General features: G+C 73.1%; 23 protein-coding genes and 1 pseudogene. 14 read left to right on the plus strand and 10 right to left on the minus strand.

Annotated features, from left to right (window positions below; genetic code table 11):
- Positions 1-78: 78 nt before the first annotated feature.
- The 6 genes from EXE50_RS04300 to EXE50_RS04325 all read left to right on the plus strand — a co-directional run bounded on the left by EXE50_RS04300 (position 79) and on the right by EXE50_RS04325 (position 5413).
- The gene (locus EXE50_RS04300; protein WP_137704448.1) at positions 79-936 is read left to right on the plus strand and encodes a hypothetical protein; all 858 of its coding nucleotides are present in this window, start codon (positions 79-81) and stop codon (positions 934-936) included.
- An 80-nt stretch (positions 937-1016) separates the two neighbouring features.
- Positions 1017-2048, plus strand: coding sequence for a VOC family protein (locus tag EXE50_RS04305; RefSeq protein ID WP_137704449.1), 1032 nt, complete (start codon positions 1017-1019; stop codon positions 2046-2048).
- Between the two features lie 90 nt (positions 2049-2138).
- Positions 2139-2999, plus strand: coding sequence for a TatD family hydrolase (locus tag EXE50_RS04310; RefSeq protein WP_137704450.1), 861 nt, complete (start codon positions 2139-2141; stop codon positions 2997-2999).
- Positions 2996-4117 (plus strand): SDR family oxidoreductase, encoded by a 1122-nt coding sequence (locus EXE50_RS04315; protein ID WP_137704451.1) that lies wholly within the window; start codon positions 2996-2998, stop codon positions 4115-4117. The genes EXE50_RS04310 and EXE50_RS04315 overlap by 4 nt, the downstream gene beginning before the upstream one ends.
- Before the next feature lie 158 nt (positions 4118-4275).
- Positions 4276-4857, plus strand: a complete 582-nt coding sequence (locus tag EXE50_RS04320) for a DUF2150 family protein (RefSeq protein WP_137704452.1) — start codon at positions 4276-4278, stop codon at positions 4855-4857.
- A 73-nt stretch (positions 4858-4930) separates the two neighbouring features.
- Positions 4931-5413, plus strand: a complete 483-nt coding sequence (locus EXE50_RS04325; RefSeq protein WP_053772748.1) for a DUF456 domain-containing protein — start codon at positions 4931-4933, stop codon at positions 5411-5413.
- A 17-nt stretch (positions 5414-5430) separates the two neighbouring features.
- Here the strand turns inward: EXE50_RS04325 and EXE50_RS04330 are convergent, their stop codons facing one another.
- The 3 genes from EXE50_RS04330 to EXE50_RS04340 form a co-directional block, all read right to left on the minus strand.
- Positions 5431-6237, minus strand: coding sequence for a DUF63 family protein (locus EXE50_RS04330; protein ID WP_137704453.1), 807 nt, complete (start codon positions 6235-6237; stop codon positions 5431-5433).
- Entirely contained in the window at positions 6237-6686 is a 450-nt protein-coding gene (locus EXE50_RS04335; RefSeq protein WP_053772750.1) for a universal stress protein, read from the minus strand. The genes EXE50_RS04330 and EXE50_RS04335 overlap by 1 nt, the downstream gene beginning before the upstream one ends.
- Before the next feature lie 73 nt (positions 6687-6759).
- Positions 6760-7545 (minus strand): DUF547 domain-containing protein, encoded by a 786-nt coding sequence (locus EXE50_RS04340; RefSeq protein WP_137704454.1) that lies wholly within the window; start codon positions 7543-7545, stop codon positions 6760-6762.
- Positions 7546-7645: 100 nt separating this feature from the next.
- Here EXE50_RS04340 and EXE50_RS04345 point away from each other — a divergent pair, with 100 nt between their 5' ends.
- A complete protein-coding gene (locus EXE50_RS04345; RefSeq protein ID WP_053772752.1) occupies positions 7646-8164 on the plus strand; it encodes a peroxiredoxin in 519 nt (172 codons plus the stop codon).
- Positions 8165-8167: 3 nt separating this feature from the next.
- Positions 8168-9103: a prenyltransferase gene (locus EXE50_RS04350; protein ID WP_053772753.1), complete on the plus strand. Its 936-nt coding sequence runs from the start codon at positions 8168-8170 to the stop codon at positions 9101-9103.
- A 72-nt stretch (positions 9104-9175) separates the two neighbouring features.
- Here the strand turns inward: EXE50_RS04350 and EXE50_RS04355 are convergent, their stop codons facing one another.
- On the minus strand, positions 9176-10096 hold the full coding sequence (locus EXE50_RS04355; protein WP_121599656.1) for a Dam family site-specific DNA-(adenine-N6)-methyltransferase: 921 nt from the start codon (positions 10094-10096) through the stop codon (positions 9176-9178).
- An 88-nt stretch (positions 10097-10184) separates the two neighbouring features.
- Entirely contained in the window at positions 10185-10484 is a 300-nt protein-coding gene (locus tag EXE50_RS04360) for a hypothetical protein (RefSeq protein ID WP_121599657.1), read from the minus strand.
- Positions 10485-10823: 339 nt separating this feature from the next.
- Between EXE50_RS04360 and EXE50_RS04365 the strand changes: the two genes are divergently transcribed.
- Positions 10824-11111 (plus strand): hypothetical protein, encoded by a 288-nt coding sequence (locus tag EXE50_RS04365; protein ID WP_121599658.1) that lies wholly within the window; start codon positions 10824-10826, stop codon positions 11109-11111.
- 121 nt (positions 11112-11232) lie between these two features.
- On the opposite strand, the gene EXE50_RS04370 is transcribed toward EXE50_RS04365, so the two are convergent.
- Together EXE50_RS04370 and EXE50_RS04375 are read right to left on the minus strand one after the other, a co-directional pair.
- Positions 11233-12288, minus strand: a complete 1056-nt coding sequence (locus EXE50_RS04370; protein ID WP_137704455.1) for an NAD(P)/FAD-dependent oxidoreductase — start codon at positions 12286-12288, stop codon at positions 11233-11235.
- A gap of 44 nt (positions 12289-12332) precedes the next feature.
- The gene (locus tag EXE50_RS04375) at positions 12333-12842 is read right to left on the minus strand and encodes a universal stress protein (RefSeq protein WP_137704456.1); all 510 of its coding nucleotides are present in this window, start codon (positions 12840-12842) and stop codon (positions 12333-12335) included.
- A 343-nt stretch (positions 12843-13185) separates the two neighbouring features.
- Between EXE50_RS04375 and EXE50_RS04380 the strand changes: the two genes are divergently transcribed.
- Positions 13186-14547 (plus strand): OFA family MFS transporter, encoded by a 1362-nt coding sequence (locus EXE50_RS04380; protein ID WP_053772759.1) that lies wholly within the window; start codon positions 13186-13188, stop codon positions 14545-14547.
- An 89-nt stretch (positions 14548-14636) separates the two neighbouring features.
- On the opposite strand, the gene EXE50_RS04385 is transcribed toward EXE50_RS04380, so the two are convergent.
- Both EXE50_RS04385 and EXE50_RS04390 read right to left on the minus strand, forming a co-directional pair.
- Positions 14637-15041, minus strand: a complete 405-nt coding sequence (locus EXE50_RS04385) for a hypothetical protein (protein WP_137704457.1) — start codon at positions 15039-15041, stop codon at positions 14637-14639.
- Entirely contained in the window at positions 15038-15646 is a 609-nt protein-coding gene (locus EXE50_RS04390; protein ID WP_137704458.1) for a class I SAM-dependent methyltransferase, read from the minus strand. The genes EXE50_RS04385 and EXE50_RS04390 overlap by 4 nt, the downstream gene beginning before the upstream one ends.
- Positions 15647-15761: 115 nt before the next feature.
- Here EXE50_RS04390 and EXE50_RS04395 point away from each other — a divergent pair.
- Both EXE50_RS04395 and EXE50_RS04400 read left to right on the plus strand, forming a co-directional pair.
- Positions 15762-15839, plus strand: a pseudogene (locus tag EXE50_RS04395) (pirin family protein); the annotation flags it as partial.
- A 49-nt stretch (positions 15840-15888) separates the two neighbouring features.
- Positions 15889-16413 carry a hypothetical protein gene (locus tag EXE50_RS04400; protein WP_053772762.1) on the plus strand — a complete coding sequence of 175 codons (525 nt, stop codon included), beginning with the start codon at positions 15889-15891 and terminating at the stop codon, positions 16411-16413.
- 24 nt (positions 16414-16437) lie between these two features.
- Here EXE50_RS04400 and EXE50_RS04405 read toward each other — a convergent pair whose 3' ends face one another.
- On the minus strand, positions 16438-17475 hold the full coding sequence (locus EXE50_RS04405; RefSeq protein ID WP_053772763.1) for a succinylglutamate desuccinylase/aspartoacylase family protein: 1038 nt from the start codon (positions 17473-17475) through the stop codon (positions 16438-16440).
- Between the two features lie 112 nt (positions 17476-17587).
- Between EXE50_RS04405 and EXE50_RS04410 the strand changes: the two genes are divergently transcribed.
- Together EXE50_RS04410 and EXE50_RS04415 are read left to right on the plus strand one after the other, a co-directional pair.
- Complete coding sequence (locus tag EXE50_RS04410; RefSeq protein WP_053772764.1) at positions 17588-18943, plus strand: RimK/LysX family protein; 1356 nt, start codon at positions 17588-17590, stop codon at positions 18941-18943.
- 78 nt (positions 18944-19021) lie between these two features.
- On the plus strand, positions 19022-19477 hold the full coding sequence (locus EXE50_RS04415) for a hypothetical protein (RefSeq protein WP_121599665.1): 456 nt from the start codon (positions 19022-19024) through the stop codon (positions 19475-19477).

A 19477-nucleotide genomic window follows, 5' to 3' on the forward strand; every position in this document is an offset into this window, starting at 1 on the left:
GTAGCGGTGTAAACCGCTCGGGCGACCGCCGGACCCCTCATATAAGCGTTTACGAGGGGACTGTGCGTGCCGCGACGTATGGCAGCGACCCACGCGGACGAGGGGAGCGATCCGATCCGGGCGGCGCGGGCCGCGCTCCGCGTCGAGCGCCGCCGGACCGTCGACGAGCGGGAGGCCCTCCGCGCGTTCCGCGGCCGCGTCTCGTCGGTCCCGACCGAGGACGGGAACGCGACCGCGGCGGGCCCCGCCGCGATGGATCCGACGCGCGGCGCGGGCGGCGCGATCGGCGGGGCGGCGGGCAGTCCCGACGGCGCCGGCGGCGCGGCGTCGCCCGGGTCGGGCCTCGTCGCGGTCCGAGACGCGTACCGGGCGACGGTGATGTCCGTGCCGCACTACGAGACGGAGTACGACGACACCTACGAGCGGAGCGTCGCGGCCGAGTTCGGCCCCGAGATCGCGTACGCGCTCACCCGGACGGACAGCTTCCACGAGGCGTACAAGCGCTCGCTCCTGAGCGCCATCGAGACCGCGGTCCAGGAGCGCGAGGCGTTCCTCGACGCCTTGGAGTCCGAGATCGAGTCGGTCGAGCGCGCCGGGTCCCGGCTCGACCCCGTCCGCTCGGAGGTCGCGGCCATCGACGACGAGCTCGGCGACGGCGACGCCGCGGCGGCGGCCGCCGGGTTCGGCGCGCTCGACGCCTGCCGGACTCGAATAGAGGCGCTCGTCGAGGACTGCGACCGGATCGCCGCGCGGCGCCAGCGCGTGCTCGCCGACCACGAGCGCCGGCTCGCGATCGGGGACGATATCGACTTCGCGACGTACTGCTATCAGGACCTCGACGCCTCGTATCCGGTCCTCGCCGCCGTCGGGACGCTCGGCGACCGACTGGAGCGGCTGCGCGACCGGATCGAGCGGGCGATGGCGCGGACGCGGTGAGCCGCCCGTCGGCCGCGGCCGGGACCCGGTAACACCCGTGTCCGCGCCGGTTCAAGTCCCTCCGCGACGTAGTGCGGGACATGACAGACGCCACCGACGACGGCGCCGACCGAGCCGCGGGCGACGGCCCGACGCCCACGCCGGGGATCCACCACGTGACCTGCGTGGCGGGCGACCCGCAGCGCAACCTCGACACCTGGGTCGAGACGCTCGGGCTCCGCCTCGTGAAGCGGTCGATCAACCAGGACGACCCCGGCACGTACCACTTCTTCTACGGGGACGCCGAGGGGACGCCCGGCACGAGCGTGACGTTCTTCCCGTGGACGGACCTCCCCGAAGGCGAGGTCGGCGCCGGGCAGGTCTCCCGCACCGCGTTCCGCGTCCCCGAGGGGAGCCTCGACTACTGGGAGGACCGGTTCGACGAGCGCGGCGTCGACTACGACGACCGGGAGGAGCGGTTCGGCGAGACGGTGCTCCCGTTCCGCGACCCCGACGGGCTCCCGGTCGAGCTCGTCGCGGTCGAGGTTCCGGCCGACGACCCGACGACCGCGTGGACCGCGCACGTCCCCGAGTCGGCCGCGATCCGCGGATTCCACTCGGTGACGCTGTGGATCGACGAGCCGGAGCGCACCCGGCGGCTCCTCCGGACGATGGGGCTTGAGGCGGAGGCGACCGCGACGGACGCGGCGACGGGCGGCGAGCGCACGCGCTTCGCGGCGAGCGGCCCGGTCGGGAAGTACGTCGACGTGGTCGCGGTCGACCGGCGCGGGAGCTCCGGGCGCGGGACGGTCCACCACGTCGCGTTCCAGACCCCGACCGACGACGACCAGTCGGGGATGCGCGACGCGGTCGCATCGATGGGGCTCCGCCCCACGCAACAGATCGACCGGCACTGGTTCCGCTCCGTCTACTTCCGGGAGTTCGCGGGCGTGCTCTTCGAGCTCGCCACCTCGGACCCCGGCTACGCGAGCGACGAGCCGCTGGACGCGCTCGGCGAGCGCCTGGTGCTGCCCGGGCGGTTCGAGGACCGCCGCGACGAGATCGAATCCGGCCTCGTCGACGTGACCGTGCCGCGGGCCGACGGCGAGTTCGCGGCGCACCGCGCCGACTGATCGCGGCCGGCACGGACGTCGGGCGAGACGGACGGCGCGGACGACGCCGCGGACCGATCCTTCTAATCCGTCGCCGCCGAATCCACGCCCATGACCGAGGACCTCGGCACGCCCGTGCTGGACAACCACCTCCACCTCAACCCGCGACACGGCCGCGGGATCGAGGCCGTCGAGGAGTTCGCGCGGCTCGGCGGCACCCACCTGCTCGTCGTGAACAAGCCCTCGTGGCTGCTCGGCGTCGAGCCCGACGAGCCCGACGACTTCCGCGCCGTCTTCGAGGAGACGTTAGAGACGGTCGCGGCCGCCAGCGAGGCGCTCCCGGGGCGCGCGTGGCCCGTCCTCGGCGTCCACCCCGGACTGATCAGCCGGCTCGTCGACGAGCGCGGCTTCCCGCCCGAGGCGGCCCGCGACCTCATGCGCGGCGGACTCGAAGCCGCGAGCGAGTACGTCGCGGACGGCGACGCGCTCGCGCTGAAGTCCGGCCGTCCCCACTACGACGTGAGCGACGCGGTGTGGGACGCGTCGAACGCGGTCACCCGCCGGGCGTTCGAGCTGGGCGCCGAGGTCGGCTGCGCGGTCCAGCTCCACACCGAGGCGACCGAGGACCTGACCGACCTCGCGGCGGTCGCCGAGGAGGTCGGACTCGATCCCTCGAGGGTCGTGAAACACTACGCCGCGGGCGAGCTGGCGGGCGTCACGCCCAGCGTGATGAGCGACAAGGAGCGGCTGGAGCGCGCCGCCGAGGCGGGCGAGCCGTTCCTGATGGAGACGGACTTCGTCGACGACCCCGACCGCCCGGGGATGGTGCTCGGCCCGAAGACCGTCCCTCGGCGGGTGCGCTGGCTGCTGGAGGAGGGCCACGAGGGGGCGGTCCGTCGGGCGCACGTCGAGACGCCGCGCGACGTGTACGGGATCGACACCGAGGCGACGCTGGAGCGTGAGGAACCGTGAGCGGGGCGACGGCCTCGCGGCCGCCGGCGGTCCTGTTCACCGGGTTCCCCGGATTCCTCGGCTCGGCGCTGCTCCGGCGCGTGCTCGCCCGCGGCGACGGCCCGGTCGCCTGCCTCGTCCAGCCGCGGTACCGCGACCTCGCGGCGCGGCGCGCCCGCGACATCGTCGCCGAGGTAAAGGACGAGGCCGGCGACGGGGCGGCCGTCCACCTCTACGAGGGCGACATCACGGAGCCGGACCTCGGACTGGGCGCGGCGCTCGACGACCCCGACCTGCTCGGCGGCGTCGACGAGGTGTACCACCTCGCCGCGGTGTACGACTTGAGCGTCGACGCCGACCTCGCGGAGGCGGTGAACGTCCGCGGCACGGAACACGTCCTCGACGCGGCCGAGCGCGTCGGCGTCGACCGCCTCCACTACGTCAGCACCTGCTACGTCAGCGGCCGGTACGACGGGGTGTTCACCGCAGAGGACCTCCGCGAGGGGCAGTCGTTCAACAACCACTACGAGGCGACGAAATACCGCGCCGAGGTCGCGGTGCGGGAGCGGATGGCCGAGGGGCTCCCGGCGACCGTCTACCGCCCGGCGATCGCCGTCGGCGACAGCGAGACGGGCGAGACCGACAAGCTCGACGGGCCCTACAACCTCCTGCGGCTCCTCTTGGCCCAGCCGCGGCGGCTCGCGGTCGCGTTCTCGGTCCCCGGCGCGGCGGACACGGAGCTGAACGTCGTGCCCCGGGATTACGTGGTCGACGCGATCGCCGAACTGAGCGGTCGCCCCGAGACCGTCGGCGAGACGTACCAGCTCTGCGACCCCGACCCGCTCACCGTCCCGGCGTTCGTCGCCGCGATGAGCGACGCCGCCGGGCGCCGGACGGTCACGGTCCCGACGCCGAAGCCCGTCGCGAAGGCGGCCGCGCGGGTGCTCTCGGCCCGGGGCGTCGACGTGGAGCCGGCGACGATCGACTACTTCGACCACCCGACCCGCTACCGCTGCCCGAACGCGACCGACGCGCTGGCGGACACCGACGTCTCCGTCCCGCCGTTCGAGTCGTACGTCGATCGGATCGTCGCGTTCGCGCGGGCGAACCCCGACCTCGGCGACGACCCGATGACGTGAGTCCGGGAGGGGCGACGGAGGCGCCCGACCGCGGGACGGAGGCGTCCGACCGCGGGACGGGGGCGCCGCCGGGAATCCGGGATTCACGCGGGTGAGACGCGGTCTCGCGCGGCGATCGATAGGAAAGGCATTTGAGTTGGCCGGGCGACGTAGGGCACATGACCGACGACGACGCCGTCGAAACGTTCTATACCGACGAACGCTGGCAGAACTGGCTCGACAGGCTGGCCGAAGAGGAACTCGACCCCGAGAACGAGGACTCGGCGCGCCTCCTCCTCAACCTCCAGGACGACGCGGCGATCGCCGTGGTGAAGGTGCTCGCGGCGTTCGACGACGACCGCATCGGCGAGGAGCGCGCCGTGGAGGAGCTCCGCGACATCCGCGAGATCGTCCTCGCCGACGTCGAGTTCGACGACGAGGACAAGGTGATGCTGATCGACGGCGTCCAGACCTCGCTCGTCCCCGTCTTCTACGCGGCCGAGGAGTACGTCGTCGGCGGCGTCGTCGACGGCGACGTGAGCGAGTTCGTGCGCGCGGCCGCCGAGGCCGAGGAGGGCGACGACCTCGACGCCGCGCTCGGCTACGTGGTCCAGGCCGGCACGCGCGTCATCGACGGCGAGGCGCTCGACATCGAGCTCGTCGAGGACCTCGATTACGGGCTCGTCTCCGAGTGGGTCAACGGGCTCGACTCCCTCCAGTCGGCCATCGAGGACCCGGAAGTCGTCGAAGAGGAGGACTGACGGCGTCGACGGACCCGGCCCCGTCGGGTCGATCGAGGTGAAGTGTTTTCAGCGCCCGTAGCGTCGGGTCCGCATGGTCTCTCTCGCGGCCGGACTGGCGATCGCGCTCCTCGTCGTCTGGACGGCCAGCTCGTTCGTCCCGTTCGTGCCGGGCGGCGTCCTCGCGGCGCTGACGGTCGTCAGCTACGCGTACACCACCGGCTTCGCCGAGCCGAGCCTCGTCGCGCTGGTCGCGCTCGTCGCCGTCTCGCTGCTGGCCTCGGCGGCGGACCTCGTGTCCGGAATGGTCTCCGGCCGGATCGGCGGCGCCTCGACCCGGACCGTCGTCGTCGGGACGCTGATCGGGATCGTGCTCCTGGTCCCGCTCGGGCCGATCGGGCTCGTCGTCGGCCTTGGCGGCACCGTCTTCGTCGCCGCCCTCGACGAGCACGACGGCGACACGGGCGAGGCCGCCCGGCAGGCGGCCTACGCGGTTGTCGGCGCCCTCGCCAGCGCGTTCGTCCAGGCCGTCCTGCTCGCGGGCGTCACGGTCGCGTTCGCCCTCAGCGTCCTGTAACGCCGGTCGCGGGCGGGCTACGCCGCCACCGAGAAGAGGAGCAGGTTGTGCGCGGCCGGGCCGAGCCCTATCGCCGCGACGAATCCGAGGAGGAGGTACCCCTCGGCCGGCTCCTCGCGCACGTACGCCGCGAACAGCCACACGACGGCGCTCGCGACCGCGAGCTTCACGAGGAGGAACAGCCACCCCTCCCCGATCACCGGGAGCGACGGCAGCCCGCCGACCTCAAGCAGGATCCGCGAGAGGGGCGTGCGCTCGCCGAAGCCGAGCTGGGTCGTCCCGACCGCGGTCGAGACGCCGTCGAGCGCGTGGCCGAACACCGCGAGCCCGCCGACGCCGCCAGTGACCCTCGTCTCGGGGCGCGCGCGCGTCAGCCCGGCCCAAGTGGCGCCGGCGACAGGGACGGTGAGCGCGAGCGCGAGCATCGACCAGCGCGCGCCGACCGGGGAGACCCCTGTGCCGACCGCGACCGCGACGACCGGGACGAGACAGAGCGCGCCGGCGGCCGCGATCGTCGCCGCGATGCGGTCCGGGCGGGCGGCGTCGGCGGCGAGCCACGCCGCGCCCGCGAGCGCTCCCACGGTGAGGTAGACCGCCGGCGAGCCAGCGAACGGCGCGAGGAGCGGCGGGAGCGCGTCGACGACGTAGAGGACGTGGGCCGCGGAGCCGAGCGCCATCCACGGGGCGAGCGCGAGCACGCGGCGCCCGGTGACCGCGGGACGGCGGCGGAGCGCGGCGACGACGCCCGCGGTCGCGAGGAGGAGGACGACCAGGTGCGGCAGGGGCGGCAGCGTCGTGCCCGCGGGGAGGAGGGCGCCGACCATCAGACGGACAGGACTGGCTGGCTCGCGTACAGCAGCACGTACTCGGCGGCCTTCCCCAGCACCTCGCCGGGGTCGCCGGAGACGGGCTCGCGCGGGACGACGATGAAGTCCGACTCCAGCTCCTCGGCCGTGTCGAGGACGACGCTCCCGGGGTGGACCGTCTTCACCGACGTGGAGAAGCCGTAGGCGATGGAGTTGCTGTGGGGCACCCCGGCCGCGTCCGCGCGGCGGGCGACGGAGTCGGTGAACGCCTCGGAGTCGTCTGCCACCTCGCTCTCGTCGACCACCCCGTGGTCGATGGCGCGGACGACCTCCTCGTCGAGGACGTACAGCGCGTGGACGCTCGCGTCGTACTCCGCCGCGAGCGCGATGGCGTAGTCGACCGCCTCGTGTGACTCCTCGCTGCCGTCGACGGGCACGAGGACGAGGTCGATGTCGAGATCGGTCATACGCGGTCCCTCGTCGGGGGAGTTCAAAAAGCCCGCCCAATGCGGCCGCGCGTCCGGACTCCGGCGAGCGGACTCAGTCCCGGCCGCGGAAGGGATCGAGCGAGGGCGTCCAGTCGTACTCGCGGTAGCGGATCCGCGGCGTCGCGTCGGCGTCGATCACGCCGTAGCGCCGCAGCCACTCGCGGATCCCGCTCGTCCCGCCGAAGTCGCCGCGGTACCAGAGCATGAGCCGCGGCACGCGGGCGGTGCCGTCCGCGACGACCGTCTCGCCGCGCAGGTACGTCTCGGTCGCGTGGTCGAGCTGCTCGTCGACGGTCGCCGGGTCGTACGCGAAGACAGCCGGGCAGGCGGCCGCGCCGCAGTTGACCGCGAAGTGGATCCGCGGGTCCGGCTCGGCGACCCGGTGCCGGCGGACGAACGCGGACGGAAACGGGTTCGGCAGGTAGCCCAGCCCGTACTTCCACCGCGAGCGACGCAGGATCCCGTGTTCGATCTCGTCGAGGCTCAGGTCGGTGCCGGCCACGGAGACGACCGGGGCGCCGAAGAAGCGGCGGCGGTCCGACAGGCGCGTCGGGTCGTCGAGGAGCGCGTCGCCGGTGGCGCCGTTGTAGACGTTGATCCAGAACGCCAGCCGCTCGGCGGGCGAGAGGGCGTCGAGCGCGGTCGGCGACAGCGCGTCGAGCCGATCGCGGGCCGCGTCGGCGGCCCCGTCCGTCCGGACGGCGCGGAGGAACCCGTGGGCGGCGTCGACCGGCGCGGCCCCCGAGCCCGAGTCGGCGGTCGGAGGCTCTGCCGCCCCTCGGTCCGCGGCGGGCCGCTCCGCGGTCTCACCCCCGTCGGTCGCCCCCGGCCGTGCCATGGCCTGAGATATGGTCGCACGGACCTATATGTGGCCCGGTTCCGCGCGGCGGGCGCCAGACCGGGTCTCGATTTATCCGGCGCGAGCGCGTACGCGACGTATGAGCGACACCCGGACGTCCGCCGAGGCGGTCCCCGACTTCGAGCTCCCGAACGTCGCGGCCGGTCCCGACCCGTTCGCGCTGTCGGCCGCGGCCGCGGACCCCGACGCCGACGCGGTCGTCCTCCTGTTCCAGCGCGACTACCACTGCGGGAACTGCCGGACGCAGGTCCAAGCGATCGCCGACCGGTACGACGAGTTCGCGGCGCTGAACGCGACGGTGGTCTCCGTGCTGCCCGAACCCGTCGACCGGGCGCGGTCGTGGCAGGAGTCGTACGACCTCCCGTTCCCGCTGCTCGCGGACCCCGACGCGGACGTGAGCGACGCGTACGACCAGCCCGTGCGGTTCGGCGTCCTCGGGTCGCTACACGACCTCGTCGGGCGCATGCCGGTGGCGATGGTCCTCGACGTGCGCTCCGGCGAGCCGGTCGTCGCGTACGCGTACGAGGGGCGGCTGCCCGCCGACCGGCCCGAGACCGACGACCTGCTGGCCGAGGTCCGCGCGCTCCGGGACGACTGACCGATGGAGCGGCGCGCGCCCATCGCCCTCTGGCGGCTCTCGCGCCCGTCCCAGCTCGGCCTGATCGCGCTCGTGTACGCCCTCGGTGTCGCGATGGCGTACGGCCGCGGGCACGGCGCGACGGCCGGCCCAGTCCGGGTCGGCTTCGGGCTCGCCGCGCTGCTACCGGTCGCCGCGAGCGTCCACTACGCCAACGAGTACGCCGACGTCGAGACCGACGCGCTCACCGACCGCACACGGTTCTCCGGCGGGAGCGGCGCGCTGGTCGAGACCGACCTCCCGCGGGCGGTCGCGCTCCGGGCCGGAATCGCCGCCGGCGGCCTCGGGCTCGCCGCGGTCGGCCTCGGCGTTGCGGCCGCGGCGGTCGGCCTCGCGGACGGCCCGCTCCTGACGCCGCCGGCCGCCGTCCTCCTCGCGGGGATCCTCGTCGTCGGCTGGCAGTACTCGGTCGGGCCGCTCCGGCTCGCGTGGAACGGGCTCGGAGCGGCGACGAACGCGCTCCTCGGCGGCGCCGCGCTCCCGCTGTACGGGTTCGCGGTCGCGGCCGGTGCGGTCACCGCCGAGGCCGCGCTCGCGACGCTCCCCTTCGCCGTCGTGGTGTTCGTCAACCTCTTGGAGACGACGTGGCCCGACCGCCGCGCGGACGCCGCCGTCGGGAAGCGGACGCTCGCGGCGCGGTGGTCGGCGGCCCGGCTCCGCGCCGCGTACGCGCTTGGGGGCGCCGCGGCCGCGCTCGCGGCCGCCGCCCTCGCCGGCCGAGTGCTTCCGCCGCTCGTGACCGGGGCGACGCTGCTCCCGCTGGTCGGGCTCGCCCCGGGGTACCGGCGGTTCACGCGCCGGGAGGAGCCGCTGCCCGCGGTGGCGACGATGGTCGCGCTGGCGGCCGCGACGACGGCCGCGTGGGCGCTCGTCGCGCTCGGCGTCGGCCCGGGCGCGTGAGGGGCGACCCGACGCGCGGCGGGAGTCGGTGCCGCCCTCGCCGCGCGCGACTTCAGTCCCGCGAGCGGTCCCTCAGTACTGCGAGAGGTCCTTCTGTGCCGTTTCGCGTCGCTTCGCTGGCGGGACGTTCGTCGCGACGATCTCGTCGACCGCGTCCCGGTTGTCCGCGTCGCTGTTGATCGCGCGGGTCGCGCCCTCGCGGTCGACGCGGAACCCCGCCTCGGCGTACGCGTCGTACATCACGCCGCTGTTCGAGAGGACGACCCACACCCCGGCGTCGTCGAGCTCGCCGGCGACGTCGAGCAGGCGGCGCTGGTCCTCGCGGTCGAAGCCGTCCGCGCTGTACTCGTTGAAGTTCGCGGTCGCGCTCATCGGCTCGTAGGGGGGATCGAAGTAGACTAAGTCGCCGGGCTCGGCCGCGTCGAGGACGTACGCGAAGTCGCCGTTGCGGATCTCCGCGTCGGCGAGCAGGTCGCTCGCCCGACGGATCCGGTCCCGCCGGACCCAGTCGGGGTCGGCGTACCGACCGATCGGGACGTTGAACCCGCCGTCCGCGTTCTCGCGGTAGAGCCCGTTGTAGCAGGTCCGGTTGAGATACAGGAGGAGCGCGGCCTCCTCTAAGGGGTCGAACGAGCCCTCGTAGGGGCGGCGGTTGAACCGCGCGCGCTGCTGGTAGTAGTAGGCGTCCACCTCCCGGCCGCGGGGCGTCTCCTCGTCGTACGGGAGGGCCGGGTCGGGGTCGCTCTCGGGGTCGTCGAGCGACGCGAGCCGCGAGATCAGCTCGTCGGGGCGGTCGCGGACCTGCTCGTAGAAGTTCACCAGCCGCGGGTTCGCGTCGTTGACCGTCGCGCGGGCGGGTTCGAGGTCGAAGAAGACGGCGCCGCCGCCGACGAACGGCTCGTGGTACCGGCCGAACTCGGCCGGGAACCGGGCGTACAGCTCGTCGAGCAGCTGTCGCTTCCCGCCGGCCCACTTCAGGATCGGCTCGGCCATCGCTGTCGGGTGTCGCCCGCGCCCGGGGATAAACGTCCCGGGCCGCGTCGGCGGCGGAGCTCCGCGCCCGATCGACCGCTCGCGGCGGTCAGTCGTCGGAGGCCTCGACGCCCGGCATCGGGAGGTCGTCGACGTGGCTCGCGGCCTCCTCGAAGTTGGGACCGGGCTCGATGGTCCCGGCCTCGCGGTCCCACTCGATGTAGCCGGCCTCCTCTAAGGCCGGCAGGTGCGTCTCGCGGAGTTCGGCGGCGATCTCGTCGGCCCGCCCGCGAACGCGCAGATCCGCGACCGTCTCGACGGCGCCGTCCGCGAGGCCGGCGACCGCCCGCCTGCGCTCCGGCGCCGAGACGACGGCCGCTGTATCGGTGGTGGGAGTGTCGAGTGTCATTGTGTGGCTCCGTTCGTATCTACGGAAGCGGTCGTAACGAAATAAAAGCACCGCCGAACGCGCATCCCCGCACCGTCGACGCGCTCGACGGCGCGCGACGCGACGGCGGCGTCCGCGACCGGTCGCCCCGGCCGGCGACGGAGGAGAACCCGCGCCGAACGGCCGCTCGTTATCGACACGTTACAGAAATATGAGAAGTATACTAACGAGTAACATGGTACTGTTTACACCCCGTTAACAACCGTTTCAGATGTTCTGAATGCGTGTTGTGTGGTACCGTTTCTCAAAACTTATTTGGAAAGTGAAAGGTTTTAGTCGACCGAGCGTGTACGGTGAGATATGTACCAAGGCTCTATCACCTCGGCGGAGACGCACCGGCCGATCGGCGCCGACTCGCCGCCGGGCAGCCGCTCGCCGCTGGGGACGCTCGCGTTCCTCGCGCTCCTCGTCGCACCGTTCGTCGCGTTCGCGTACCCCGTCGCGACCGTCGCGCTGCTGACCGGCACCGTCGCGCTCGCCGTCGTCTCGCGGTCCGCCCTGCGGACCCTGCGCCGCCGCAGCGGTCGCGTCCGGACGCTCACGCTCCCCGGCCTGGGGACCCTCGAGTACCGGATCACGACGAACTGACGCGAACGACCGGCGTGCGGCCGAACCGCCGCAGAACAGCTTTTCGAAGGGACTCGCTCGCTCAGCGGCGACGCCGCGGGCGGCCGCGGACTCGCCGCGGGTTCCCGTTTCGCCGACTCGCTCAGATCCCGTACGCGACGCGCTCGCCGACGTCGAGCCCGTTCGCGATCGCGGCGTGGAGCCGCCCCTCGCCGGCGACCCAGTCGCCGAGCAGGTACAGCCCCGCATCGCGCGCCGAGTCGACCGGGCCGCGGTCGACGCCGCCCTCGGGCAGCGCGTAGCGCCACCCCTGGTGGTCGGTCCACGTCGGGTCGGCCAGCCGCTGGTCGCCGACGATGTCGGCGGTGTGCTCCGCGAGCGCGGCGACGTTCTCGCCCGGGTCCTCGTCGTAGCGCGCCGTCGACCAGGCGTCGCTCGCCTGGACGACGAGCAGCGTCTCGCCGTCCGGGACGTGGCCGGGCTTACACTCCTCGCGGGAGATCCAGCCGACGGCGTGCTCCTTGTCGGTGTTGACGAGCGCGTAGTAGGGCACGTCGAGTTCGAACGGGTACCGGAGGACCGCGGTCCAGACGCTGCCGTACTCGACCTCGCCGACCGCCTCGACGAGCGTCTCGCGGAGCGGGTCGTCCCACTCGGCGGTCGCGAGGAGGTCCCTCGTCTGCGGGGCCGGCGGGTTCAGCAGGAGGGCGTCGAACGGCCCGCGCGTCGCGCCGTCCGCGTCGACGAGCTCCCAGCGGCCGTCGCCGTCGGCCGCGCCGTCCAGGCGTCGGACCGTCTCGATCCGGGTCCGTCGGTGGACGGTCGCGTCGGTGCGGCCGAACAGGCGCTTCGCGATCTGCGTGAGCCCCCGCCGATAGCTCCACTTGTGGTCGTCGGCGTCCCGGCCCGGCGACACCGTCTCGTCCGCCTCGAAGGTGTACACCGGCTCCGTCACGTCGACGAGCCCCTCGTCGTCGAGCGTCTCCGTGATCAGCTCGACGACGCGGTCGTCGTCGCTCTTCAGGTAGTTCGCACCGTAGTCGTACGTGAGCTCGTCGTGGCGCCGCGTGGCCGCGCGCCCGCAGAGCCCGCCGGACTTCTCGAAGACCGTCACGTCCGCGTCCGGGACCGCGCCGTCGATGACGAACGCCGCCGCGGCCGCCCCCGCGCCCGCGCCGACGATGCCTACGTGGGTCACACCGATCATAGGGGCCGCGACCACTTAACCGGTCGCCGCGCGGGTCAGTCGTCGTCCGGGCCGACGACCATGACCGGGACGTCGACGCCGCGCCGGACGCGGGCCGGGACCGGGTCAGGGTGGAGCAGGCGGTCGAGCCCGGTCCGGCGGGCGGCGCCGACCACCACGAGGTCCGCGTCGTGCGCGGCGGCGAAGTCGACCGCCTCCCTGTGCGGCGCGCCGTAGCGGAACCACTTCTCGACCTCGACGCCGGCCGCGGCGCCCCGGGCCGCGGCGGCCTCGACGAGCTCCTCGCCGGCCCGCTCGCGGCGCTCGACGACCATGTCCCAGCCCTCGGTCGTGTCGACGACGTACAGCGCGTCGACGGTCGCCCCGTGCGTCGCCGCGAGGTCGACGGCCGCCGAGGCCGCGGCCCGCCCCGCGGGGTCGTCGGTCGTGACGACCATCACGCGCTCGAAGCGCCCCGGCCCGGGAGACCGCGGGACGCGGTCGGCGTCGCGGGGGGCGCTCGCGGTTCCGTCGCGCGGGTCGGCGGCGTCGGTGTCGGAGGACATGGTGTGGGTTCGGGCGTCGGCCTGTGACGCCCCGTGTTCGAATACGGCTACGAGAGGCGTCTTCTTAACAATTTTCCACAGGATAGACGATTATCATAATTTATCCGGGGCGCCGCGCGACGGATCGGGACCGCTGTCGGGCGGCGACCAACCGCCGGACGACCGCGGGCGATTCCGGACCGGCGAGCGGCTCGCGGGGACCGACCGCAACGACGAGTTTTAGTCGGCGAGCGCGGTGGGTGGAAACGAGACCTCCCCGAACCGGGGGACCGGTGCCGAGAGACGAAACGACAGGGCACGCACGTCATGACACAGACCGACACCACGCGGACGACGGACGACGATGGGTGATGGCGAACCGACGGCGGAAGGCGCCGACGGGGAGGGAGAGGCGACGGCCGGCGGCGACGGGTCGACGGGCGGTGTCGACTACGCCGCGCGCGCCGCCGACACGCTCGGCTTCTCCCGCTGGTGGCAGATCGCGGCCGCGGCCGGGATGATGGCCGCGGTGAGCCCGTACCAGTACGTCTGGTCGTCCATCTCGCCGGCGCTCTCCGAGGGCCTCGACATCGCGCTCCCGGCGCTGGGCGCGGTGTTCTCCTTTTACGTCGTGTTCCAGTCGCTCTCGCAGTTCCCGGCGGGCAAGTGGCGGGACAGCCGGGGGCCGGGCGCGCTCACCTTCCTCGCGGCGGTGCTCGCCGGCGGCGGCTACATCGGCCTCGCGTACGCGACGAGCCTGTGGCAGCTGTACCTGCTGTACTCGCTGGGCGCGGTCGGCGTCGGCATCGTCTACACCGTCGCCGTCAACACCGCCGTCAAGTGGTTCCCCGACCGCACCGGGCTGACGACCGGGGTCGGGACGATGGCGTTCGCGGCCGGCAGCGCGCTCGTGGTCCCGTACGTGCGGGCGAACGCGACCGTGGCGGCGTACAGCGACGTGCTCCGCAACATCGGGATCGGGATCTTGGTCGTCACGCTCGTCGGCTCGCTCCTCCTCCGGGACCCCCCGACGGACTGGCTGGACCGCGACGGGGACGACGACGGCGACGGCGGGGCCGACGGCCTGGCCGCCTCGATCCGCGGCCGCAACTACTCGACGCGAGAGATGCTCTCGACCTGGCAGTTCTGGCTGCTGTACGCGATGTTCATCGCGATGGCGAGCGCCGACCTCCTCGTCATCGCGAACGTGGTCCGGTTCGCGGAGAACTTCGGGCTGGCGGCGCTCGTCGCGACGCTCTCCGCGACGCTGCTCCCCGTCGCCGCCGGCGTCTCGCGGCTGATCCTCGGCGAGGCGACCGACCGCTTCAGCCGCAAGCGCGTGATGGCGGGCTCGTTCCTCCTCGCCGGGCTCTTCCGGATCGGGCTGGTGGCGGCCGGCGAGGCGGGCAACGGCGCCGTCTTCGTCGCGTTCGTCCTCGGCGCGATGTTCTTCTCCTCGCCGCTGTACGTCTTCTTCCCGTCGATACTGGCCGACTACTACGGATCGGCCAACTCATCCGGCAACTACGCCGTCCTGTACACCGCGAAGGTCGGCGGCGGGGTCTTCTCCGGGACGGTCGCCGGCTACCTCGTCGCGAACCTCGGCTGGAACCCGACGTTCCTCCTCGGCGGCGCGCTCGCGCTCGGCGCCGGAGCGGCGGTGTTCGTCCTCCGACCGCCCAGCGGCTCCGGGCTGGAGTCGACCGCCCCGTCGACGGCGGACTGACGAGCGGCGCGGGGGCGACCGCCGTCAGGCGTCTACCGCGTCCGCCGGCCCCTACCGGGGGCGCCGGCTCCGACCGCCTCCGCCGGCTCCTACCGCGTCGCCCGACGGACCGCGAACGCCCAGAGTCCGACCGCGACGCCGCCGGCGGTCAGCACCGCGTTGACGCCGACCGGTTCGAGCCCGAACGGCGTGAACGCGGGGGCGATCGACGCGTGAAGCAGGAAGCCGACCGCGCCCGCGGCGGCGACGCGTCGGGGGCGCCACGCCCGCGAGTCGGCGGTGTCCCCCGCCGGACCGAGGACGCGGTCGCCGGAGGCGACGACGACGTGGCCGAGGCCGAACACGGCGCCGAGCGCGGCGGAGCCGGCGAGGTCGACGGCGACGCTCGTCTCGAAGAGGCGGTACCAGAGGACGTGCGCCAGCCGCGCGGCCGCGCCGAGCGTCAGGGCGAGCGCGAGGTCGAAGCCCCCGGCCGCGACGCGGCGGGGCGTCACGGGAGCGTCCCCACCAGGGCGTAGAACGGGTCCTCGCCCGGGCGCTCGGCGATCCGGTCGGCGACCGCGAACCCGCCCGCGTCGAGGTACCGCTCGACGAGGTCGGCGCGCTCGGCCATCGAGGCGGCGCGCCACGCGCGGACGGCCTTCGTCGGGAACATGCGGTTCGAGAAGCTCACGACGACCGTCCCGCCGGGCGCGAGGACGCGCGCGAACTCCGCGAACACCTGACCGGGGTACTGGAGGTACTGGACCGACAGCGCGCAGCAGACGGCGTCGAAGGATCCGTCGGCGAACGGGAGCGACGGGTCGGCGTTGAGGTCGCTGACGACGAACTCGTCGAGGCGGTCGTTGGCGGCCAGTTCGGCCTCGTTGAGCCCGTGGCCGACGACGCGCTCGTAGTCGGTCTCGGGCAGGTGCGACACCCAACTGCTCATCGCGTCGAGGACGCGGTCGCCGGGCTCGGTGACGGAGGCGTACAGCGCGGTGAGCCGGGCGAGGAACGCGTCGTCCGCGTGGGTGACGAACCGCGGATCGTCGTAGAACGTCCCGTCCGGCCGGTCGTCGCGCTTGCGGCGCTCAAGGTCCGAGAGGACGGTCGTCACGGTATCGAAACGAGGTGCGCGGGACACAAGAGCGCGTCGCCCCCACCGGACCGCTTTTTAACCGCGTAATTTTACAAGTCGGTAATGGACTCCACCACCGCCGCCGACCGCGGGCGACGAGGGCGCGACGGTCGTGGCGTTCCTGGTGGACCCCGACGCGCCCGTGACGCGGCAGGGGACGATCGGTCGGTAGCGCGGCGGCGACCCCGAACGCTCAACTCCCGGCCCGCCGAACGCGGCGTATGCGCACCCCGCTCGCGGCCGCCGGGCTCGCCGCGCTCGGCGTCCTCCTGATGGCGAATCCCCTCTACCTCCCCGTCGCCGTCGGCGAGCCGAGCCCCGCCTACACGCACACCGTCCAGCCGGTGACCGAGGGGTCCGTCGCGGGCTTCGAGTCGCCGGCCGCGAGCGGGGGGAACGGGTCGGACGCGTCGGACGCGGTCGTCGCGTACGCCGACCTCCCGCCCGACGCCCGAGAGGCCTTCGACCGCGCTCGCGACTCGCCCGAGGGGGGCTTCGGCGTCGAGGACCCCGCCGAGCGCGTCGACTCGCTGTCGTACCCGACGGAGCCGGCGCTCGGGGACGGGATCCTGATCGTCGAGCGCGACGGCGAGCGGTACGAGTTCTGGACGCGGACCGTCGAGCGCGAGCCGGGCGCCGTCGTCGCGCAGCGCGTCCTCCTCCAGCCGGCGGCGTTCCTGATCGGCTTCCTGGCGCTCGTCGCCGGCGCGGCGGTCGGACTCCGTGGACGGCTCGGTGGTGAGTGACGGGAGGCGCGCCGCCGCGACCCCTCACTCCGAGGGCGTCGGCTGGCCGACGGGGCTGGGCGCGTCGCCGGCCTCGATCGCCCGGCGGGTCGACGCGCCGATCTCGACGAGGTGACACAGGGGGTTGCCGGGGTAGACGACCGGGTTCTCCAGGAGGCCGATCAGGAGACCGGTGAAGGGGGCCTCGACCCCGACGGCGTCCTCCTTGAACGGGTTGGTGATCGTCGCGATGCGCTCGCCCTCGCGGACGAGCGACCCGCTCTCGAAGTGGGTGTCGACGATGCCGCCGGAGTCGGCGCGGAGCCACGTCTTCTCGCCCGCGCCGGCGACGATGGTGCGCCAGCCGGGCCAGCGCACCGCGTCGGTCTCCAAGAGCCCGTACTCCGCGAACACGGAGCGGACCCCGTCGAGCGCGTCGTCGATGAGCGGGCGCTGGAACCGGTGCGCCTCCCCCATCTCGACCGTGATCGTGGGGATGTCGTCGTCGGTCGCCTCGCCGCGGAGGGTGCCGCTCGGCCCGTCGCTGTCGATGACGACCTTCGAGCCGAACGCCATCGCGAGACGGTAGACGGCCTCGTCGGTCATGTCCGCGCGGACGTGGAGCATGTTCGTCCGGCCGCGGGTGGAGGTGTGGAAGTCGAGTCCGAAGTCGCACGGCGCGATGAAGTTCTCGTAGATCTGGTGGGCCATGCGCTTCGAACTGGTCGACCCGGGCTTCCCCGGGAACGACCGGTTCAGGTCCCGGTCGTAGACGGGGAGGTACCGCTGCTGCGCGAGGAACCCGGGGACGTTGAGCACGGGCAGGCAGACGAGGGTGCCGGCCAGCTCGGAGAGGTCCCACTCGTGGGCGACCTCGCGGACGACCTCGATCCCGTTCAGCTCGTCGCCGTGGGCCGCGGCGGTGAGGAACGCGGTCGGCCCGTCGCGCTCGCCGTTGACGATGGTGACGGGGATCCGCACCGGGTCGCCGAGGTACGTCTCGCTGATGCCGTAGCGGATGTTCTGCGTGTCGCCGGGCGGCACCGCCCCGCCGTTGTACGTGAACGCCCGGTCGTCGCTCATGCCTGAGCGGAGCGGGGGGCGGGCTATATATATGGCGACCCGTCACTCCCCGGGCGGCCCGTCGGCCGAGTCGATCGGTCGAACTTTTACGCACGCCCGCGCAGGAGTCGCTATGAGTTCGGACCCGGTTCGGGTGGGAGTCCTGTCGCTGCACAACAGCAAGGAGACGAAGGCGATCTGTAACGCGGTCGAGGACCTCGGCCACGAGCCGGTGTGGCTCCGCGAGGAGAACGCCGCGGTCAGCGTCGAGGACGGCGACGTCTCCGTCGAGCCCGCGGTCGACGTGATCGCGAACCGCCTCCTCCTGTCGAACACCGACCAGCCCGCGGAGCTGCTGGGGCTGGCGGCGACGTTCGAGCGCATCCGCCCGATGCTGAACGAGCCGAACGCGGTGCTGGCGTCGATCCATAAGTTCGCCACGGCCGCGACGCTCGCCGACTGGAACATCCGCGTACCCGACGCGCTGCTGGCGCTGTCGAACGACCGCCTCAACGAGGGCCGCGAACGGTTCGGCGACGTGGGCGTGTACAAGACCGCGATCGGCACCCACGGCGGCGGGACGTGGAAGGTGGACCTCACGGAGCGGGTGAACCCGAAGGTCGGCAACCGGCAGGCGTTCCTCCAGAAGCTCATCGACCGCGACGACGAGAAGCACCGCGACCTGCGCGTGTACGTGGTCGGCGACGAGATCGTCGGGTCGATGTACCGCTACGCGCCCGAGGGCGACTGGCGCACCAACGTCGCGCTCGGCGGCGCGGTCGAGGATGCCACCGACGACATGCCCGAGGAGGCCGCCGACACCGCCCTCTACGCCGCCGAGGTGATGGGGCTCGACTACGCCGGGGTCGACCTCGTGGAGGGGTACGACGGCTGGTACGTCCTCGAAGTGAACCCCACCGCCGGGTTCAAGGGCCTCTTCGAGGCGACCGGGACGAGCCCGGCCCCGTACATCGCGAAGCACGCGATCGAGACGGTCGGCGGCGAGGTGGACGAGGCGGCGGTCGAGCGCGTCGCCGCGACGCTCGACGACTCGCGGCCCTCCTGCGCGCCCGCCCCGAAGCCGAGCACGACCGAGCAGCCCGACATCGGCTACATCGAGGAGGTCGTCGTCACCGGCACCTCCGGCTCGACGCAGGCGCTCGCGAAGTCCGACACGGGCGCGACTCGGACGAGCATCGACACCCAGCTGGCCGCCGAGATCGGCGCCGGCCCGATCAAGAGCATGACCCGCGTCAAGTCGGGCAGCGTGAAGGGCGGCAAGGCCCGCCCGGTCGTCGACCTCGTCATCGGGATCGGCGGGAACCAGCACACCGTCACCGCGAGCGTCGAGGACCGCGGCCACATGGAGTACCCGCTGCTGCTCGGCCGCGACATCCTCACCGACTACCGGGTCGACGTGCGCCGGCGCGCCGACACCGACGAGGCCGAGCGCGGCGAGGCGGGCGAGATACTCGAAGAAGAGGAGTAGACCGTCCAGACGGCGCCGGTTCGGGCGTCGGGCCCGTCTGGCGAAGGTATAAGACCGGGGGTGTCAATGTGACGGCATATGGTGAAGAGCACGGTTCGATTCCCCGAGCCGGTCGTCGAGGAGATCGAGTCGCTCGTCGACGAGGGGCAGTTCGAGAGCAAGTCCGAGTTCTATCGGTTCTCCGCCGACTACGTGCTCTCGCGGACGCTCGACGAGTACGATCCGTCGACGATCGACTACGACGCGATCGAGGCGGAGGTGATCCCCGAGACGGAGCGGAAGCTCGGCGGCGACGACGGCGAGACTGGGGAGCCGCCGTTCTTCGACTCGGTGGCGTTCGTCCGGAAGCTCGCGCTCCGCGGACGGTTCAGCGACGCCGAGGACTTCATCGACCACCAGTACGTCCCGGGCGACCGGCACGCCGTCCTCCTCGAAGAGCTGCTCCGGCTGTACCGCGAGGACGCCGCCGGCGACGAGCCGGCGCCGGTCGAGGGCGAGGGGCGGCGCCCGCGACAGGGCAGCGAGACCAACTGA

This window comes from Halorubrum sp. ARQ200 (assembly GCF_005435115.1).
In the GTDB taxonomy this organism is placed as follows: Archaea; Halobacteriota; Halobacteria; order Halobacteriales; family Haloferacaceae; genus Halorubrum; species Halorubrum tropicale.